Below are 17543 nucleotides of genomic sequence, written 5' to 3'. Positions count from 1 at the left end.
GACTGCCTCTTGGCTGGTTGGCCCTCTAATGTGAAGTTGGGCTTAGCGTAGCCGAGGCAGGCTTAATCCATGCTTAACGTCATCCGGCGACCAGAAAATGTTCCGGCTCGGCAATTACCGGATTGCTCAGCGAGCCCAGGCCTTCTATCTCGATGCGCACCGTTTGCCCCGGTTTCAGATAACCGCGCGGCTTCATCTTCACACCCACTCCTGCCGGCGTGCCGGTACTGATTACATCGCCAGGCTCCAGTGTCATCACTTGTGTCAGATAGGCGATCAACTCGTAACAATTAAAAATCATCTCGCTGGTATTGCCGTTTTGCCGCAACTCCTCGTCCACCCAAGTTTTTAGGCCCAGATTATGGGGATCGGCGATTTCGTCAGCGGTGACCAACCACGGCCCCAGCGGGCCATGCGTATCGAAGGATTTGCCCAAGGTCCAGGTTGGGGTGCGCTGTTGCCAGTCGCGTACCGTCACATCGTTGCAAATGGTGTAAGCGGCTATCACGTCATGTGCCTGTTCGACCGGTACATGTTTACAACGCTTCCCGATCACGAATGCCAGCTCACCCTCGTAATCCACTTTGTCGGACACGGGCGGCACATGAATCGCTTCGCCGTCAGCGATGACGCAAGTGCTTTGCTTGGTAAAAAAAGTTGGATATTCCGGTTTTTCCAGGCCGGTTTCACCAATGTGGTCGGCGTAATTTAACCCAACACCCAGCAATTTGCCGGGACGCGGAATTGGCGCCAGCAGTGTCACCTCGGCCAGTGGAATACGCGGCGCGCCGGAGTCGATCAGGGTTTGCATCGTCGATAATGCCTGAGCGCCCGCCGCCAGAAAATCTAGCATGTTGTTCGGCAGTTCGCCGTTTCCCGTTACCACAGCATCACCAAGTACCGCGCCGATGCGGATTTGGCCCTTATAGCTAAATGTCGCCAGTTTCATTCCCAAGTCACTCGATTACAAAAAACGGCATTGTAGCTCAGACCTATTGCCGGCAAACACTCGGTCGCCGTTTACTGCAAAAACCAGGAATAGACGTTTCATTTATAGTCAGTGTCGATTTATTGGACACCTAAATCCCTATTCCTGAATCGCTCTCCCAGTCAAAAATAAATCCTATCTCATTGTTATAACGCTGTTTTTTTTAATAGGCTCGTTTTGGTACGTATGTTGCTCTCAAGGCAGCGAGGCTGGCGCCACTCCAGACGAAGAAACCTGTTACAGACGGCAGGCAGGAAAGCACCTGACTACTGAATGGCGCTGGCCTCTTTTATTCTTATAACAGCACAACGAGGAACAATCATGGCGATAAGTACTGCTACAAAAGCCGCAACTGATGCATTGGCGGCGAATCCCGCGCCAGTCAGCGTAGGAGCACAGGAGGTTCATAGATGGATGCAGAGTTTTACGTGGGATTTTGATAAAAATCGAACCAAATATTCGACCAAATACAAAATGGCCAACGATACCAAAGAGCAATTCAAGCTGATCGCTAAAGAATATGCGCGTATGGAATCGGTAAAGGACGAACGTCAATTCGGTAGTTTGCAAGACGTGTTGACGCGGGTAGACGCTGCCAACCGCGTCCATCCGAAATGGAATGAGTCGATGAAAGTCATCTCCAATTTCCTGGAAGTGGGTGAATACAACGCGATTGCCGCGACCGGTATGTTGTGGGATTCTGCGACTGCTCCCGAGCAAAAAAATGGTTACTTGGGCCAAGTGTTAGACGAAATTCGCCACACTAACCAATGCGCGTACATCAACTACTACTTTGCCAAACAAGGCCAAGACGCTGCCGGTCATAACGATGCCCGTCGCACGCGTGCCATAGGCCCATTGTGGAAAGGCATGAAACGGGTGTTTTCCGATGGTTTTATTTCCGGAGACGCGGTGGAATGTTCCATCAATCTGCAGTTGGTCGGTGAAGCCTGTTTTACCAATCCATTGATCGTGGCGGTAACAGAGTGGGCGTCTGCCAATGGCGACGAAATGACGCCAACTGTGTTCCTGTCCATCGAAACCGATGAGTTGCGCCACATGGCTAACGGTTATCAAACCGTGGTATCCATCGCCAACGACGAAGCGGCTTCCAAATACCTGAACACCGACCTGAACAACGCCTTCTGGACCCAACAAAAATACTTCACACCGGTATTGGGCATGATGTTCGAATACGGCAGCCATTTCAAAGTGGAACCTTGGGTTAAAACCTGGAACCGTTGGGTGTACGAAGATTGGGGCGGTATTTGGATTGGTCGTCTAGGCAAATACGGCGTCGAATCGCCACGTAGCTTGCGCGATGCCAAAAAAGACGCTTACTGGGCACATCACGACTTGTTCTTGATTGCTTATGCCTTGTGGCCCACTGGCTTTTTCCGTTTGAGCCTGCCAACACAGGAAGAAGCTGATTGGTATGAAGCCAACTATCCAGGCTGGTACGACATGTATGGCAAAGTCTATGACGAATGGCGTGCCCGCGGTTGCGAAGATCCAAGCAGCGGCTTCCTGCCTATCCAGTGGTTCATCGAAAACAACCATCCGATCTATATCGACCGTGTTTCGCAAGTACCTTTCTGCCCAAGCTATTGCAAAGGTGAAAGCACGCTACGCGTTCTGGAATTCAACGGCAAAAAACATTCCTTCAGCGACCAATGGGGCGAAAGAATGTGGCTGTCAGAACCTGAGCGTTATGAGTGCCAAAACATCTTTGAACAATACGAAGGCCGCGAGTTATCCGATGTGATTGCCGAAGGCTTTGGTGTGCGTAGCGACGGCAAAACGCTGATCAGTCAGCCACACACCAACAAAGACGGCAAGTTGTGGACGCTGGATGACATCAAAAAGATTAATTGCGTGTTTTCGGATCCATTGAAAGCCCTGTAATCATTTCAACAATTGTTAAGGAAACCTGCTTATGTCTATAGAAGTGAATGGTGGAAGACGTGGTCTGACCGACCCGGAAATTGCCGCTAAAATCATGGCCGCCGTGCCCGACAAGCCGTTAGAAACCCAACGTAAAATGAACTATTTCATGAAACCGCGCGGTAAGCGGATTAATGAATATGAAGTGTTGTGTTGCTATAGCCAGCCGACACCGGACTGGATTCCTGGCGGCTTGGACTGGGGCGACTGGACCCAAAAATTCCACGGTGGCCGGCCATCCTGGAGTAATGAATCCACCGAAATGCGCAGCTCGGATTGGCTGGCGCATCGCGATCCGGCTTTCCGCTGGCACGCGCTGTATGTTAAGGATAAAGCCGAAGAATGGCGTTATACCGACCGCTTTCTGAAAGCCTATTCTGCTGATGGTCATGTGCGTTCGATCGATCCGGTTTGGCGTGATGAAGTGTTGGGCGATTATCTGGGTGCTTTCGGCTTTTACGAGTATGGCTTGTTCAATTCGCATTCCTCCGTGGTCCGTGATTGTCTGGGCGACACACTGCGCATGAGCAGCGCCATGATCGGTCTGGACAAGGTCGACAACGCGCAAATGATTCAAGCGGAGAGAACCTTTTTGTCTAAATTGGTGCCGGGCTTCCCCGAGTCCACCGATGTTCCAAAACAGGAATGGACGAAAGGCACTATTTTCAAAGGCGCTAGAGAATTGGTGCAAGATATTTGGCAAGCAACTTATGACTGGAACGAAATTTTGTTCTCCGGCCATATGATTTGCGACCCTATCTTCGGGCAATTTGTGCGTAGAGAATTCTTTCTGCGCTTGTCGTCATATTACGGCGACAACTTGACACCGTTCTTTATCAACCAAATGCAGTTGTATTTCTCGCAAACTAAAGGCATTACCACCGACATGTTCCATACCTGTCTGGGTGCCGACGTTGAGTTTGGCGATTACAACAACCGGTTGATGCGCGCTTGGGCCGATAAATGGCTACCTAGAACAGTCAACGCACTGAAAGACTTCATGGCTATTTACGCCACCATTCCGGAAATCAAAGGCGTCAGCGACAAAGCAGCGATTGAAGCGGCGCTGGTTCGGGTATTTGCCGATTGGAAACGCGATTTCGCCGATCCGATCAACTACAAAGTGGATACCGCCGCCCTCGTCAAAACCGTGTTAAGCGGACTCAAATAAGGAAATATTATGTCGAAAAGTTCAAATGCTTACAACGCTGGCATTATGCAAAAAACCGGCAAAGCCTTTGCCGATGAGTACTTCGCCGAAGATAACCAGGTCGTGCATGAAAGCCACGAAGTGGTACTAGTCTTGAAAAAATCCGATGAACTCAACACCGTGGTCGAAGAAATTTTGCTGGGCTCTCACAAAGCGGACAACCCCACGCTGGTGGTGGAAGATCGGGCCGGATTCTGGTGGTTGAAAGCGACAGGCAAGATCGAGATCGACTGTGTTGAAGTCTCCGAGTTACTAGGCAAACACTACAGCGTGTATGACCTGTTGGTGGATGTTTCATCCACTATCGGCCGCGCCTACACCTTGGGCGAAACCTTTACCATCACATCTGAATTGATGGGTCTTGACGTCAAACTGAAAGACTTAGCCGCAGCATAGGGGATAACAATGGCAAATATTCACGATAATCCTACTCGCAACGCCTGGATGACAAAAATTGCGACACTGGACACTGTGGCGAAAGCGCATGCTTTCTTGACCGACTTTCGTGCCAAGCACATGAGCCCGTTTAAAACCGACTGGTCGCTGGAATTGGATGGCCTCTGGATAGAGCTGAAAACTGAAGAGAAGCTGGCGCTATTGAAACATAAGGAATTCAACGACAACCAGCTTCTCAACAATTGCAGCTGCGGCGCCAATGCCCAGCAAGTTGCCAACGAAGCTCTCGCCAAAATGGCGGCCTGCGAGGATATGTATGAAGCAGAGCGTATTCATATCAACTTCAGATTGGCCTGCAAGCCGCCTGTCATGCCGGTCAATGTGTTTTTGGACACCGATCGCCAATTGGGTAACAAGTTGATGGAACTGCGTAACACCGACTACTACGCCTTACCGTTAGAGGAATTGCGTAAAAAACGGGGCGTGAAAGTGATTACCTTGCAGTAATCGCCCGACAGGATTGTCACCCCCTGCCCTGTTTTACTGTGCGGGATGAGGGGGTGGCATATTGCGAATCGCCACGCTGGAAGTGTGGCGATTCCTTTACACCCCAAACCGAATGTTTGCCAAATCCGAAAGGCTCTTACGCAGTCACGCGGGAAACCTATGTGCATGTTTGCAAACGTCGTTACAACGAACCACTAACTAGAAGTCAGTATTATGGATTTTTTCTCTAATTTTAAGTCGGCGGTAACGCCCGCTTTTCCGAGTGAAGCCGACAATCTCACCACGCTATACGACATCGAACCCTATACAGCTTTTACTGAAGATCTGGAGTTTATGTGGCGCTGGACCATCTATCGTGACCAAAAGCTGGTCCAGGAGGGTTGTTCCTTAACCCTGGATGCTTCAAAGCGCGCAGTTGATCATGTTCTGGCTTTTTTTAGCGTGTCGACCAAAAGCCAGTCTCATGGAGAATGACATGAGTACCCATCAAATTAAAATTATTACCCAAGATGGTGAATCCCTTTGTTTTGAGTGTTACGAAGACGAGGACGTCATCACCGCCGCCGTGCGACAGGACATCTATTTGATGTCATCCTGCCGGGAAGGCGGTTGCGCGACTTGCAAAGGTTTTTGTGCGGAAGGCGATTATGTTTTGGGTAAATGCAGTTCGCAGGCATTGCCGTATGAAGAAGAGGAAGCCGGGGAAGTCCTGTTATGCCGTTGCTATCCTACGACCGATTTAGACGTTGAAGTGCCTTATACCTACGACAGAATTTCATTTTCGCCCGAAGGTATGATGTTTGAAGCGGAAGTACTTGAGTTGTCGCAAATCTCCATCAACGTCATGAAGTTTTTGCTTCGGCGCACGGGCGACGACAAAACCATTAAATTCGAGTCAGGGCAATTTTTTGATCTGGAAATACCCGGCACCACGATAACCCGCTCCTATTCACCGGCTAACACCGCCAATAAAACTGGTGATTTGGAATTTTTGATTCGCGTCGTCGACGGTGGCAAATTTTCAGAGTATTTGAAAAATGATGCCAAAGTGGGGCAGAGATTGCATGTCAAAGGTCCGTCGGGCATTTTCGGCTTGAAAGAAAACGGCTTTACCCCGCGCTATTTTGTAGCCGGCGGTACCGGTCTGGCGCCGATATTGTCGATGGTGCGGCGGATGCAGGAATGGGAAGAACCGCAAAAGTGCATCATCTATTTCGGCGTCAATACCGAAGCCGAAATTTTCCATCTGGATGAGTTGAATCAATTAGCCGCGCAAATGCCGACGTTAGAACTAAGAAACTGCGTTTGGAAATGTTCGGATGATTGGCATTGTGAAAAAGGCAGTGTGGTGGACATCCTGCGCCGCGATTTGCAGGATACCGGTGCCAAGCCGGATTTATACCTGTGCGGGCCGCCTGGCATGGTCGACGCAACCTTTGCGGTGTGTGCCGAAATGGGGATACCCAAGGAACGCATCTATCTTGAAAAATTCCTGCCTAGCGGGTCGTCGTAATGCCACTGGCAAATGAGGTGCTGCGCCGTTGTATCTATGCTCGGCACGCTTGTTTGCTAAATTAAAACAGCTTTTTTCCATGCCGAAAAAGCGCAACGATGCTGAGGCAATTATGAAAGCCGATGATGTAGAGTTTCTTGCAGACATGGCTGTTCAACTGGATGAAACTATAAGAAAACTGGTGATAGACGAACAGGAAATTCTGGAAAAGTTAGGACCTGCCAGGGTTCAGGAATTAAAGGAGTTCTGGAATCAAGAGTTAACTGCTGAGGAAGACGCGGACTTTAAGCGGAGCATGGACTACTGGGACAAAACGCTTATCCGTATCTGGGCAAATTCCAAACGTGCTCGTCAAACCCGTGCCCAAGTCGGGCAAACCTTGATGAAATTAAATTCACATCTATAAAAACGATAGAGACGTCCTAGACATGAGTAAACAAATTATTTACAACCCGGAGGCTCGGCAGCGTTTGCTGCAAGGCATCAATGCGGTGGCGCGAGCGGCCAGCGTTACCTTGGGTAGCGCGGGTCCCGCCGTGATGATTCAACATCGGACCGACGGCATCATACCCATCTTTACTCGGGATGGCGTCACCGTTGCCAACTCCATAGTCATGGAAGATCGTATTGCCGATTTAGGTGCACGCATGCTGCGGGATGTGGCCGGCTCGGTGTCCCGCGAAGTCGGCGACGGCACCACCACGGCAATTGTTCTGGCGCAAAGTTTGGCTGTCGAAGCCCTGAAATGCGTGGCGGCCGGTTTTCATCCCCTGCAATTGCAAAAGGGGATGGAAGTGGCGCTGATCTTGGTGGAACAGCACTTGAAAAAAACCGCTGTCACTGCAAGCACGGATGACTGGGTCGAAAAAATTACCTTAGTCGCCAGCAAAGGCGAAGCCGGTGTCGGCAAACTGTTGAAACAAGCCCTGGCCGAGCTTGGCGAAGCCGGCACATTGACCTTCCAACTCGGCAATGGCCGAGAAGACCAGCTGGAGATTGTGGAAGGCATCCATTACGAACAGGGCTTTTTGTCGCCGTATTTTATTACCGATAAAACCAGGGCCGAAGCCGTTTTGGAGCGGCCCTATATCCTGCTGTATGACCGGGAAATCAGTGACTTCATGGAGCTGGTGCCTATTCTGGAAGAAGTGGCTGCTGAAGGCCGCCCCCTCCTGGTGATCGCTGAAGCGGTGGCCGAGAAGGCTTTGACAGGCTTGCTGCTGAATCATGTCCGCGGTATTTTCAAAGTGGTAGCAGTCAAGCCGCCCGGCTTTGGTGACAACCGCATCAATAGACTGAGCGATTTGGCGTTGTTAACCGGTGGCACGGCTATCTTGGAAGGGCATGCCATGCGGCTGGAAGATGTCTCACTGGCGCAGCTGGGTCAGGCCCAACGCGCGGTAATTGCAGAAGGCAGCACGACTATCGTTGGTGCGGTTGGTGCGCGCGAGTCGGTAAACACGCGCATAGCAGCGTTACGCGCTGAGTTGGCGCTGGTTCGCGCCCGTAAGCCCGGCGAAGGTTCAGCCACCGGAAATCTACACGAATCGGAAGAGCTGGAACAGCGTATCTCGGTTTTGTCAGGTAAGACCGGTACCTTTAATGTCGGTGGGATCACCGATATGGAGATCAAAGAACGTCTGGTGCGGATCGAAAATGCGTATTTGTCTGCCAAGGCCGCGCTGGAAGAAGGTGTTTTGCCCGGCGGCGGCGTAGGTTTGTTGCGTTGCATGGTCGCGTTAGAAGCGGTTATTGCCGAAAACGCTGAGCAGCAGCAAGGCATCACCATCGTCAAACATGCGCTGGGCGCACCGCTAAGACAATTGTTGAGTAATTGCGGCCTGAACAGTGAAGAAGTTTTGATGCGCTTATCCTCGCAAGCAGACCCGGCGTTTGCCATCGATATGCAGTTGCTGAATTACGGGCATTTTCTGGACATTGGCGTTATCGACCCCGTTAAAGTTGTGCGCATGGCCTTACGTAACGCGGTAAGCGTGGTTGCCACTTTGATCAGCAGCGAGACCGTGATCATGGACGTGCCGGATTTATCCATCATGGCCGACTTTTCGCCCGAATGGGCCGCCGCCACCCGCGAAGATCCGCGCCTTTAACAGCGCACCCATCCCCGCCTCTCCGCCTCCGAAAGTGAGAGTTTTTTCCTTTATTCTGCAATAGAGTAAGGCAATGTGACGTTATGTCGCATTGCCTCTTTTTTTGATTTTGTTATTTTGGACAGCATCGTAGTAAAAAGCAGCTAAACCTCTGTTTTTTATATTTTTGTTTTGTGCCGATACTAATTTGGCACACCAAAATACAAGAGGAAAAATGGATATTGCCTTGCATTTGCCCCACAACGTAAAAATTATCAAAGAAGCTTGCGCTTTCAAACCCACGCTGGAGTTTGAAGTTGACCGACCGATACAGGCCTGGCGTTGGATGGCGCAAACCCGTTGCGTCCCGGATCATGCCGATTGGGTGCGTCCGGAAGTTTCCGAATCCTGGCGCCGTTGCTTGGAGGACTATCAATTGCCCTTGGGCAATTATGCGCGCTGGGATCATCTGCGCTTCATAAGCGATCCGGAGCTGCTTATAAGCCCCGATGCGCAAAGCATTTCGGAGATGCTCAGCCATTTGGGCCACCAATTCGACGTGTTTCTGAAAGAAGCCGGGGTCATGCTGGTCTTGACCGATGCCGAAGGCCGCTTATTACAAGTGTTGGGTGAAAATCCGTTTGCCAGTCCGTTTATGCTGAGTTTGTATGAAAAACACAGTCGCTGGAGCGAAGCGGTTTTAGGCAATAACGGCATCGGCACTGCCGCGCAGCTGAAAAAGCCGATTGCCTTTCAAGGCATGGAGCATTTTTTAAGCCTGCTACATCCCTTCACCACAGTCGGCTACCCCTTATTGGACCAACACAACAATATATCGGCTGTGATTGGTTTGATCAGCGATAGGCAAGAAAGCATGAATTCGCTTTTCGCCTTTCTCCACTTATTGTGTGTGCTGTTGAATACCAATCTGCCCTTAACCCAAAGCCCGGTAGCTCAGGCGCGGGTACTGGAAAAAATACCGTTCAAGCTGGCAAAAAAACCACCCAGCCAGCACGAATCGGCGATTTCCGAGCAGTTGACAGCCTTGGTTGCGAAGGCCGTCAAACTGCAAAACCACAAGATACCGATGTTGATCACCGGCGAATCGGGTGTGGGTAAGGATCACTTCGTCAACCTACTGAAAAACGCCGGACCACGGAAGAATCAGCCACTGATCGCCATCAATTGCGCGTCGATTCCGCACGACTTGATCGAAAGCGAATTGTTCGGTTACGAAGCCGGCAGCTTCACCGGCGCCCGCAACGCCGGCAAGCCGGGAAAATTCTTGCTTGCGGACAAAGGCATCCTGTTTCTGGACGAAATCGGCGATATGAGCCTGGATTTACAATCGACTTTACTGCGGGTGCTGGAAACCTCGGAATTCACGCCGGTCGGCGGCAGTAAGCCGATTAAGGTAGACGTACAAATCGTCGCCGCCACCAACGTCCCCTTGCTGGAAGCCGTCGAAGCCGGCCGTTTTCGCCGCGACCTGTATTACCGGCTGAACGGCGCACAAATTCATCTACCGCCCTTGCGCGAGCGCGACGACAAACTCGGCATCATTCATCACATATTGCAACGCGAGTTGGCCAATCTGCCCAATCCTCAGGCAATCAGGATTTGTCCCAGTGTCATTACCTTAATAGAGCAGCATCCATGGCCCGGTAATATTCGGCAATTAATCAATGTGATCCGGGCCACGGTCTACACTGCCGGCGACACGCTGATTACCCGGCAGGATTTGCCCTTGGATTTTGTCGAAGAACTGGCCAAAGTAGTGCCGGCTATCGACAATATAGCCTTGGATAATATACCGCCTTACGCGCTGTCGGTAGTTCCCGGCCGGGCTATGACTCTGGAAGATTGGGAGTTGTACGGCATAAAAGCCAGCTTGCGGGAATGCGGGGGAAATATCTCATTGGCGGCAAAAAACTTAGGGATAACCCGCACCACTTTGTATCGGAAAATCGAACGATTCGGTCTGGATAAAATCGATTGGCGGGAGCATTCACAAGCCGGCTAAGCTTGGTGTTATTTCCGAGTGCATAGTTTTAAGCCGCGCGGGTCGCTGCTGGGCGCGTTGTGCGTTACAATCGCGAGTCGCACAACCGGTTGCTTCAAGAGAATAATAATGACACCCGCCGAATTTACCGCATACGCCCAACAAGGCTATAACCGCATTCCGATCTGCCGCGAAGTGTTGGCCGATCTGGACACGCCGCTCAGCGCTTATTTAAAGCTGGCCGACGGCCCTTATTCCTATTTGTTCGAATCCGTACATGGCGGCGAGCAGTGGGGACGGTACTCGATCATCGGCTTGCCTTGCAAAACCCGTATCAAAATCAGCGGCCACAACATCACGGTCGAAAAAGACGGCCAGGACACCCAAACTTTTGAGCACGCCCGGCCGCTGGAATGGATAGAAGAATTTCGGCAAGACTACAAGGTGCCGGATGTGCCGGGTTTGCCGCGCTTTAACGGCGGTCTGGTCGGCTATTTCGGTTACGAGACCATAGGCTACATAGAGCCGCGTTTGCAACCCAGCGGCAAGCCGGACCCTATCGGCGCGCCGGACATTTTGTTGATGGTGTCGCAAGACTTACTGGTATTCGACAACCTGTCCGGCAAAATGCTGTTGCTGACCCATGCCGATCCGACCCAAGCCCAAGCTTACGAAAATGCCAAGGCCAGACTGGACGAACTGGTGGTTAAGTTAAGAGAGTTGCAAGCTAATCCGCGAGCACATCCGGCCAGTAAACACGTCCACGAAAACGATTTTGTCTCCGGTTTTACCCAACAGGGCTACGAAGATGCGGTGCTAAAAGCCAAGCAATACATCACCGACGGCGATTGCATGCAGGTGGTGTTGTCGCAGCGTATGTCGATACCATTTAGAGCATCGCCGCTGGATTTGTATCGTGCCTTGCGCTGTCTGAATCCGTCGCCGTATATGTTTTATCTGAACCTGGCTGATTTTCATATTGTCGGTTCCTCGCCGGAAATTTTGGTGCGCCTGGAAGACAACGAAATCACCGTCCGCCCGATTGCCGGCACTCGCCGTCGTGGCGAAACCCACGAACAGGATTTGGAGTTGGAAAAAGAACTACTGGCCGATCCGAAAGAGATTGCCGAGCATTTGATGTTGATCGATCTGGGCCGCAACGACACCGGCCGCGTCGCCAAAATCGGCAGCGTCAAACTCACTGATAAAATGATCGTCGAGCGTTATTCGCACGTGATGCACATTGTTTCCAACGTCACTGGCGAATTGCAGGACGGCAAAAATGCGTTTGATGTACTCGCAGCCACCTTTCCTGCTGGAACAGTGAGCGGTGCACCCAAGATTCGGGCGATGGAAATCATCGACGAGTTGGAGCCGGTCAAGCGTGGCATTTATTCCGGCGCGGTCGGTTATATCTCCTGGTCCGGCAATCTGGATACCGCCATCGCCATTCGCACCGCGGTGATCAAAGATCAAACCTTACACATTCAGGCCGGCGCCGGCATTGTCTACGACTCGATTCCGCGCAATGAATGGGATGAAACAATGAACAAAGGCCGCGCGGTATTCCGCGCCGTCAGCATGGCCGAAGCCGGCCTCGGAGGCAAAGCATGAGCGGCGTCAGATTGGTGATGGTCGACAACTACGATTCTTTCACCTACAACCTGGTGCAATATTTCGGCGAACTTGGTGCCGAGGTGGTGGTGGTACGTAACGACGAGGTCACCGTCGAGGACATCGAAGGGCTGCGTCCCGACAAAATCGTCATTTCCCCCGGCCCCTGCACGCCCAAAGAAGCCGGTATTTCCGTGGACACCATCCATCGCTATGCTGGCAAATACCCGATTTTGGGTGTCTGTCTGGGGCACCAAAGCATAGGCTACGCCTTCGGCGGCAACATCATCCACGCCAAGCAAATCATGCATGGCAAAGTGTCGCCGGTGTATCACAAAGATTTAGGCGTGTTCAAAGGCTTAAGCAATCCGTTCACCGCGACCCGCTACCATTCCCTGGTCATCGAACAAACTAGCTTGCCCGATTGCCTGGAAGTGACCGCCTGGACCCAGGATGAGGCTGGGAAAATCGACGAAATCATGGGCGTGCGCCACAAAACGCTGGACATCGAAGGCGTGCAATTTCACCCGGAGTCGATTTTGACCGAGCATGGGCATGATATGTTGCGGAATTTTTTGGCGCGGTAAGATTGAAATGACAGGAGCTAAGTCCCGCATTTCAACATTGCTTGGCTTGAGTTTTTGGTTCGTGGTTTTCGCTTGGGACTTATATTTCGTATACCGTTGTCTGGAAGCATTGTTTACCGGCGAAATCGGTTTTGGCCGCAGTAGATCGATTATTGATATTAACGAAAGGCCCGGATGGTTCTGGTTTGCTTTTTGGTTTCAATTCATTTTGGGTTTAGCCGCAATACCGGTTATTTGGCAGGAAATTTCAAAGCTCCGAAAAAATTCTACGACACCCAGATCGGATGCTCCGGATAGCGATAAAGCTTTTAGTGTTGAAGTAACTCAAATTTCCAGCCATGGCCTTTGGTTGAAAACTAGGGAAAATACGTTGTACATGGCATATGACGATTTCCCGTGGTTTAAAAACCAGTCTCTTCAGATCATCTACCAAGTCGAAGAGCCATCGCCGGATCATTTTTATTGGCCGGAGATCGATGTTGATTTGACAATAGAAATGATCAAGCATCCTGATAGACATTTGTTGCAAGCCAAGATATAAGCCACTTGAATTAGGGAGTAACGGCAATTCCTGTTACTAATGCTGACTTTGTTACCGCCAACTCAAAATTTCGGGAGCGCATTAACGTGTACACAACTTACAAACTCAAAGCCAGCGAGCTTAACGACGATTTTCTGCAATCTGTTAAAGCCTTGTTCCACGATAAAGTAGTGGAAATCGCCATTTGCGATAGCTTGGAGGCCGAAGAAGACGAAACTACATATTTGCTGAAAAATCCGGTTAACAGCGAACGCTTGCTAACAGCCATTAACAATATCGAGCAAAAACAAAATATCGTTCGTATTGACCTATCCGAGCTATGAAAATCGCTTTCGAGCGAAGTGCATTTCAAGACTTCAATGAATGGGCGCAAACCGACAGAAAAATCTACCAGCGTATCGTTTCGCTGATTAACGACATCGCCCGCAATCCTCATAGTGGATTGGGTAAACCTGAGCCTTTGAAGCATCAGCTGCAAGGATTTTGGTCTAGGCGAATCGATCAGGAACATCGTTTGGTTTACCGGGTACAAAATGGTGAGTGCCTAATCGTCGCGTGCAAATATCATTACCGTTGATTCCAAGGTGACCGCCATTAGCTATTCAGCAATTATCATCGGCGCCGGCCCGGCCGGCTTGATGGCCGCCGAAGTGCTAAGCCAGGCCGGCTTGAGCGTCGCTGTGTATGACGCGATGCCCTCCGCTGGACGCAAATTTTTGATGGCCGGCAAGGGTGGGTTGAACATCACCCATTCGGAACCATTCGAGCCGTTTTTGTCTCGCTACGGCACACAGCGTGCCACACTGGAACCGATGCTAAACGCCTTTTCTCCTGAGGCCCTCAGAGCCTGGGTGCAAGGCTTGGGCATAGAAACCTTTGTCGGCACATCCGGCCGCGTGTTTCCAACGGAGATGAAGGCCGCACCGCTGCTACGCGCCTGGTTGCATCGCTTGCGTTCGAATGGTGTGCACTTTCATATGCGCCACCGCTGGCTGGGTTGGGATGACGATGGAGCGTTGCGTCTGAGCAATCCGGAAGGCGAAATTTCGGTCAAGCCACAGGCAACCGTGTTGGCCCTGGGCGGTGCCAGCTGGCCCCAACTGGGGTCGGATGGCGCTTGGGTGACTTGGTTGCAGGCGCACGGCGTGGAAATTGCACCCTTGCAAAGCGCTAATTGCGGATTTGAAGTGGCGTGGAGTGCGCATCTGCGCGAGAAGTTTGCCGGCGCGCCGCTCAAATCGGTAGCGCTGACCTTTACCGACACGCAGGGCTACACCGAACGCAGACTAGGCGAAATGGTGATTAGCGGGCACGGCGTGGAAGGCAGCCTGATTTACGCGTTTTCGCGGCGGCTGCGCGAATATCTGCATGTTCACGGCAATGCTACCTTCACGGTTGACCTACTGCCCGGACGCGATGAAGAACGGGTGCTGGCCGAAATCAGCCGCCCTCGGGGTTCCCGGTCCTTATCCAGCCATTTACAGAGTCGGGTTGGCATTTCCGGCGTCAAGGCGGCCTTACTGCATGAGGCGCTCAGTCAGGCACAATTTGCTGATGCCGCCATTCTGGCGAAGACTATCAAAGCCTTGCCCATCACTGTCCATGCCACCCGGCCCATCGCGGAGGCGATCAGCAGCGCCGGCGGTGTGAGTTTTAACAGCCTTGATCAAAATCTTATGCTTACCGCGTTACCCGGCATTTTTGTCGCCGGCGAGATGATGGATTGGGAGGCACCGACTGGGGGGTATTTGCTCTCGGCTTGCTTCGCTACCGGCCGCAGTGCCGGTCTGGGCGTGTGTGACTGGCTAAACCTCCGTGAGAAGTTTTAAAGAACACCCCACTCCATAGTCGGATGCAAAAATGGGGTAGCTGGCGCCACCCCTTCAACATCTTGTTTAGCTTGCGACTTCTGCAAATGGCCACATTCCGCGAATTGTTTTAGCCGACCGCAACGAGGCGGCTCCGGCCAAGACACTACCAAATAGCCAGAAAGCACCCGGTAACGGTACACTTCCGCCGCCTCCGGTTCCGTAGTCGTACCCGTAAACCGATGCACTGGTATTCGCGGAAAAACTTCCGCTCCAGCCGTCTTTAAAGACCAAAGCAACAGACAATATATCGTTTTCCGTCACTGGCGCGGAGCCGGTCGATAGATAGCGACTGACATTTTGGTTGACTGACCCGGAGTTTCCACCGTTGTAGTAACTCAAATTGAAGCTTGCGTTGGAGCTTGCGGAGGCATTACTTGAGGCGCCCAGGTCCCCCATCAAACTGTAATTCGCTTCGAAAATTAACAGTCCGCTGCCTTGCACAGTAAAACTGCCGGATCGCTGGCTACTGCTGCTGGCTGATAAGCTTTGATACGGAAAAGTGCCGTTTAGAGAGGCATTGGCATTGATTTCGTTAATCGATGTGGCGCTGGAAGCAGATCTGCTATAGGTCGATGTGGATAGTCCTTCTGTAGTCGAAGTCCCTGAACTCCAATTTGCCGCGCTGTCATTGGCGTTATAGTAGTAACCATAATTCACTTGGCTATTGTCGTACTGATTACTCCAGGTCAAGGTTGGCAGGCCATTGCCAATATCGATGGCGGTAATTTTAAAGGTACTCCAATCGATGGCCGCGCTCGCGGAAACCGTGGCCGCCTCGGTGGATTGAGCAAGGCAAAGCGGTAGCACCAGGATACTAAACAGATAAGTCTTAAAGTAAGGTCGCCGAATCGGCTTGGCAAGGTGTTTCATGGTAATTTCTCCATTGATTAACGAGAACAAATTTTCATCACATGACCAAACGGCCAAAAGCCGTCGCCATGCTAGTCAAGACTAACTCTTAGCGATAAGCCGCTTATTTAAAATGCTAGTCTTGGTCATCATTTAACAGCTAAGCCAATCCCCGTCAATTACCATAAAAATAAAACGGCTTAATCAATGCGCTACGTCAATAAAACTTGAAATTTATAAGCTGGCTTGCAATAAAATCGCCTTTCTTTATCTACCCATTCTCGAGAACGTATAGGCAAGCGCCCTCAGTCGCGAGGGATTGCCAGCCCGCAAGGTTTTCGATATGAGCTGTCGTTTGCTATCATCCCTGCCTTGACCAAAACACCGGCTACCCACTCCATGCAAATCCAAGCCACGCTGCAAAAACTTCTGGATAAACAAGACCTCAGCACCGAGGAAATGCGCGATGTGATGCGTACAATGATGCAAGGCGAATTAACCGACGCGCAAATCGCCGGCTTTTTGATCGCCTTGCGCTGCAAGGGTGAAACCATTGAAGAAATCGCCGCGGCGGTCAGTGTGTTACGTGAGCTGGTGCGACCGGTCCCGGTGCACGGCGAACATGTCATCGACACCTGCGGAACCGGCGGCGACGGAGCCAATACCTTCAATATTTCCACCACCGCCGCTTTCGTGGTGGCAGCGGCGGGCGGCAAGGTGGCCAAACATGGCAATCGCTCGGTATCCAGCAGCTGCGGCAGCGCCGATGTATTGGAAGCCGCCGGCATCAATCTGGATATGCCCGCCGAACAGGTGGCGCAATGCGTCAACGACATCGGCGTCGGCTTTTTGTTCGCCGCCAAACATCACAGCGCAGTGCGCCACACCGTTGGTCCGCGCAAGGAAATGGGTGTGCGCACCCTGTTCAACCTGATCGGCCCGCTCTCCAACCCAGCCAATGCGCCGCATCAATTGATCGGCGTGTTCGATAAACAATGGCTGGTGCCGGTCGCGGAAGTCTTGAAAAAACTGGGCAGCAAGCATGTGCTGGTGGTGCATGCGCGCGACGGCCTGGATGAAATAAGCATCGCTGCGCCCACCGACGTTGCCGAGTTGATCGACGGCATCATCCATTGCTACACCATCACGCCCGAGGGATTTGGCTTGTCTCGCGCCAGCCTCGAAACGCTATCGATTACCTGTGCTGCCGACAGTCTGGCTATCATTCGCTCGGTATTGAACAACCAAGCTGGCCCGGCTCGCGACATCGTTGCCTTGAACGCCGGCGCGGCAATTTATGCCGCCGATTTGACCGACTCGCTGGATGCTGGGATTCGCCGCGCGCATCAGGTGTTGGCGGATGGGAGTGCGTTGGGGAAGTTTGAGGCGTTGGTGGCGTATTCAAAAGCCGGTTAAAGTATTGACGTGATG

Annotated in this window: 18 protein-coding genes; 16 read left to right on the top strand and 2 right to left on the bottom strand. The window is 51.7% G+C overall.

What is annotated here, in order from left to right:
* Window positions 1-79: 79 nt before the first annotated feature.
* Window positions 80-949: a fumarylacetoacetate hydrolase family protein gene (locus EBA_RS22835; RefSeq protein WP_192376876.1), complete on the bottom strand. Its 870-nt coding sequence runs from the start codon at window positions 947-949 to the stop codon at window positions 80-82.
* A gap of 360 nt (window positions 950-1309) precedes the next feature.
* On the opposite strand from EBA_RS22835, the gene mmoX reads away from it, so the two are divergent.
* The 15 genes from mmoX to EBA_RS22760 all read left to right on the top strand — a co-directional run bounded on the left by mmoX (window position 1310) and on the right by EBA_RS22760 (window position 15221).
* The gene (gene mmoX / locus EBA_RS22830; protein ID WP_192376875.1) at window positions 1310-2893 is read left to right on the top strand and encodes an aromatic/alkene monooxygenase hydroxylase subunit alpha; all 1584 of its coding nucleotides are present in this window, start codon (window positions 1310-1312) and stop codon (window positions 2891-2893) included.
* A gap of 31 nt (window positions 2894-2924) precedes the next feature.
* On the top strand, window positions 2925-4103 hold the full coding sequence (gene mmoY / locus EBA_RS22825; RefSeq protein WP_192376874.1) for an aromatic/alkene monooxygenase hydroxylase subunit beta: 1179 nt from the start codon (window positions 2925-2927) through the stop codon (window positions 4101-4103).
* Between the two features lie 9 nt (window positions 4104-4112).
* Window positions 4113-4538 (top strand): methane monooxygenase regulator MmoB, encoded by a 426-nt coding sequence (gene mmoB / locus EBA_RS22820; RefSeq protein ID WP_192376873.1) that lies wholly within the window; start codon window positions 4113-4115, stop codon window positions 4536-4538.
* 9 nt (window positions 4539-4547) lie between these two features.
* Window positions 4548-5045: an aromatic/alkene monooxygenase hydroxylase subunit gamma gene (gene mmoZ, locus EBA_RS22815; protein WP_192376872.1), complete on the top strand. Its 498-nt coding sequence runs from the start codon at window positions 4548-4550 to the stop codon at window positions 5043-5045.
* Window positions 5046-5258: 213 nt separating this feature from the next.
* On the top strand, window positions 5259-5519 hold the full coding sequence (gene mmoD, locus EBA_RS22810) for a soluble methane monooxygenase-binding protein MmoD (protein ID WP_192376871.1): 261 nt from the start codon (window positions 5259-5261) through the stop codon (window positions 5517-5519).
* A 1-nt stretch (window position 5520) separates the two neighbouring features.
* Window positions 5521-6558: an aromatic/alkene monooxygenase hydroxylase FAD-binding subunit MmoC gene (gene mmoC / locus EBA_RS22805; protein WP_192376870.1), complete on the top strand. Its 1038-nt coding sequence runs from the start codon at window positions 5521-5523 to the stop codon at window positions 6556-6558.
* 49 nt (window positions 6559-6607) lie between these two features.
* Window positions 6608-6964, top strand: coding sequence for a hypothetical protein (locus EBA_RS22800; RefSeq protein ID WP_225616404.1), 357 nt, complete (start codon window positions 6608-6610; stop codon window positions 6962-6964).
* Window positions 6965-6986: 22 nt separating this feature from the next.
* Window positions 6987-8669, top strand: a complete 1683-nt coding sequence (gene groEL, locus EBA_RS22795; RefSeq protein ID WP_192376869.1) for a chaperonin GroEL — start codon at window positions 6987-6989, stop codon at window positions 8667-8669.
* Between the two features lie 214 nt (window positions 8670-8883).
* Entirely contained in the window at window positions 8884-10671 is a 1788-nt protein-coding gene (locus tag EBA_RS22790; protein ID WP_192376868.1) for a sigma-54-dependent Fis family transcriptional regulator, read from the top strand.
* A 108-nt stretch (window positions 10672-10779) separates the two neighbouring features.
* A complete protein-coding gene (trpE, locus tag EBA_RS22785) occupies window positions 10780-12264 on the top strand; it encodes an anthranilate synthase component I (RefSeq protein ID WP_192376867.1) in 1485 nt (494 codons plus the stop codon).
* Complete coding sequence (locus tag EBA_RS22780; RefSeq protein WP_192376866.1) at window positions 12261-12851, top strand: anthranilate synthase component II; 591 nt, start codon at window positions 12261-12263, stop codon at window positions 12849-12851. The genes trpE and EBA_RS22780 overlap by 4 nt, the downstream gene beginning before the upstream one ends.
* 7 nt (window positions 12852-12858) lie before the next feature.
* Window positions 12859-13392, top strand: coding sequence for a DUF2442 domain-containing protein (locus EBA_RS22775; protein WP_225616403.1), 534 nt, complete (start codon window positions 12859-12861; stop codon window positions 13390-13392).
* 86 nt (window positions 13393-13478) lie between these two features.
* Window positions 13479-13715 carry a hypothetical protein gene (locus tag EBA_RS22770; protein WP_192376865.1) on the top strand — a complete coding sequence of 79 codons (237 nt, stop codon included), beginning with the start codon at window positions 13479-13481 and terminating at the stop codon, window positions 13713-13715.
* Window positions 13712-13969 (top strand): Txe/YoeB family addiction module toxin, encoded by a 258-nt coding sequence (locus tag EBA_RS22765; RefSeq protein WP_192376864.1) that lies wholly within the window; start codon window positions 13712-13714, stop codon window positions 13967-13969. Before EBA_RS22770 ends, EBA_RS22765 begins: the two co-directional genes overlap by 4 nt.
* Before the next feature lie 7 nt (window positions 13970-13976).
* Window positions 13977-15221: a TIGR03862 family flavoprotein gene (locus EBA_RS22760; RefSeq protein ID WP_267874702.1), complete on the top strand. Its 1245-nt coding sequence runs from the start codon at window positions 13977-13979 to the stop codon at window positions 15219-15221.
* Window positions 15222-15287: 66 nt separating this feature from the next.
* Here the strand turns inward: EBA_RS22760 and EBA_RS22755 are convergent, their stop codons facing one another.
* The gene (locus EBA_RS22755) at window positions 15288-16133 is read right to left on the bottom strand and encodes a hypothetical protein (RefSeq protein ID WP_192376863.1); all 846 of its coding nucleotides are present in this window, start codon (window positions 16131-16133) and stop codon (window positions 15288-15290) included.
* Between the two features lie 378 nt (window positions 16134-16511).
* Between EBA_RS22755 and trpD the strand changes: the two genes are divergently transcribed.
* Window positions 16512-17528, top strand: a complete 1017-nt coding sequence (trpD, locus tag EBA_RS22750; RefSeq protein ID WP_192376862.1) for an anthranilate phosphoribosyltransferase — start codon at window positions 16512-16514, stop codon at window positions 17526-17528.
* Window positions 17529-17543 lie beyond the last annotated feature (15 nt).

Origin of the sequence: Methylomonas albis, from assembly GCF_014850955.1 — a bacterium.
Taxonomy (GTDB): domain Bacteria; phylum Pseudomonadota; class Gammaproteobacteria; order Methylococcales; family Methylomonadaceae; genus Methylomonas; species Methylomonas albis.
Note: the sequence above shows the minus strand (reverse complement) of the source record. Positions and strands in the feature narration are given on the sequence as shown.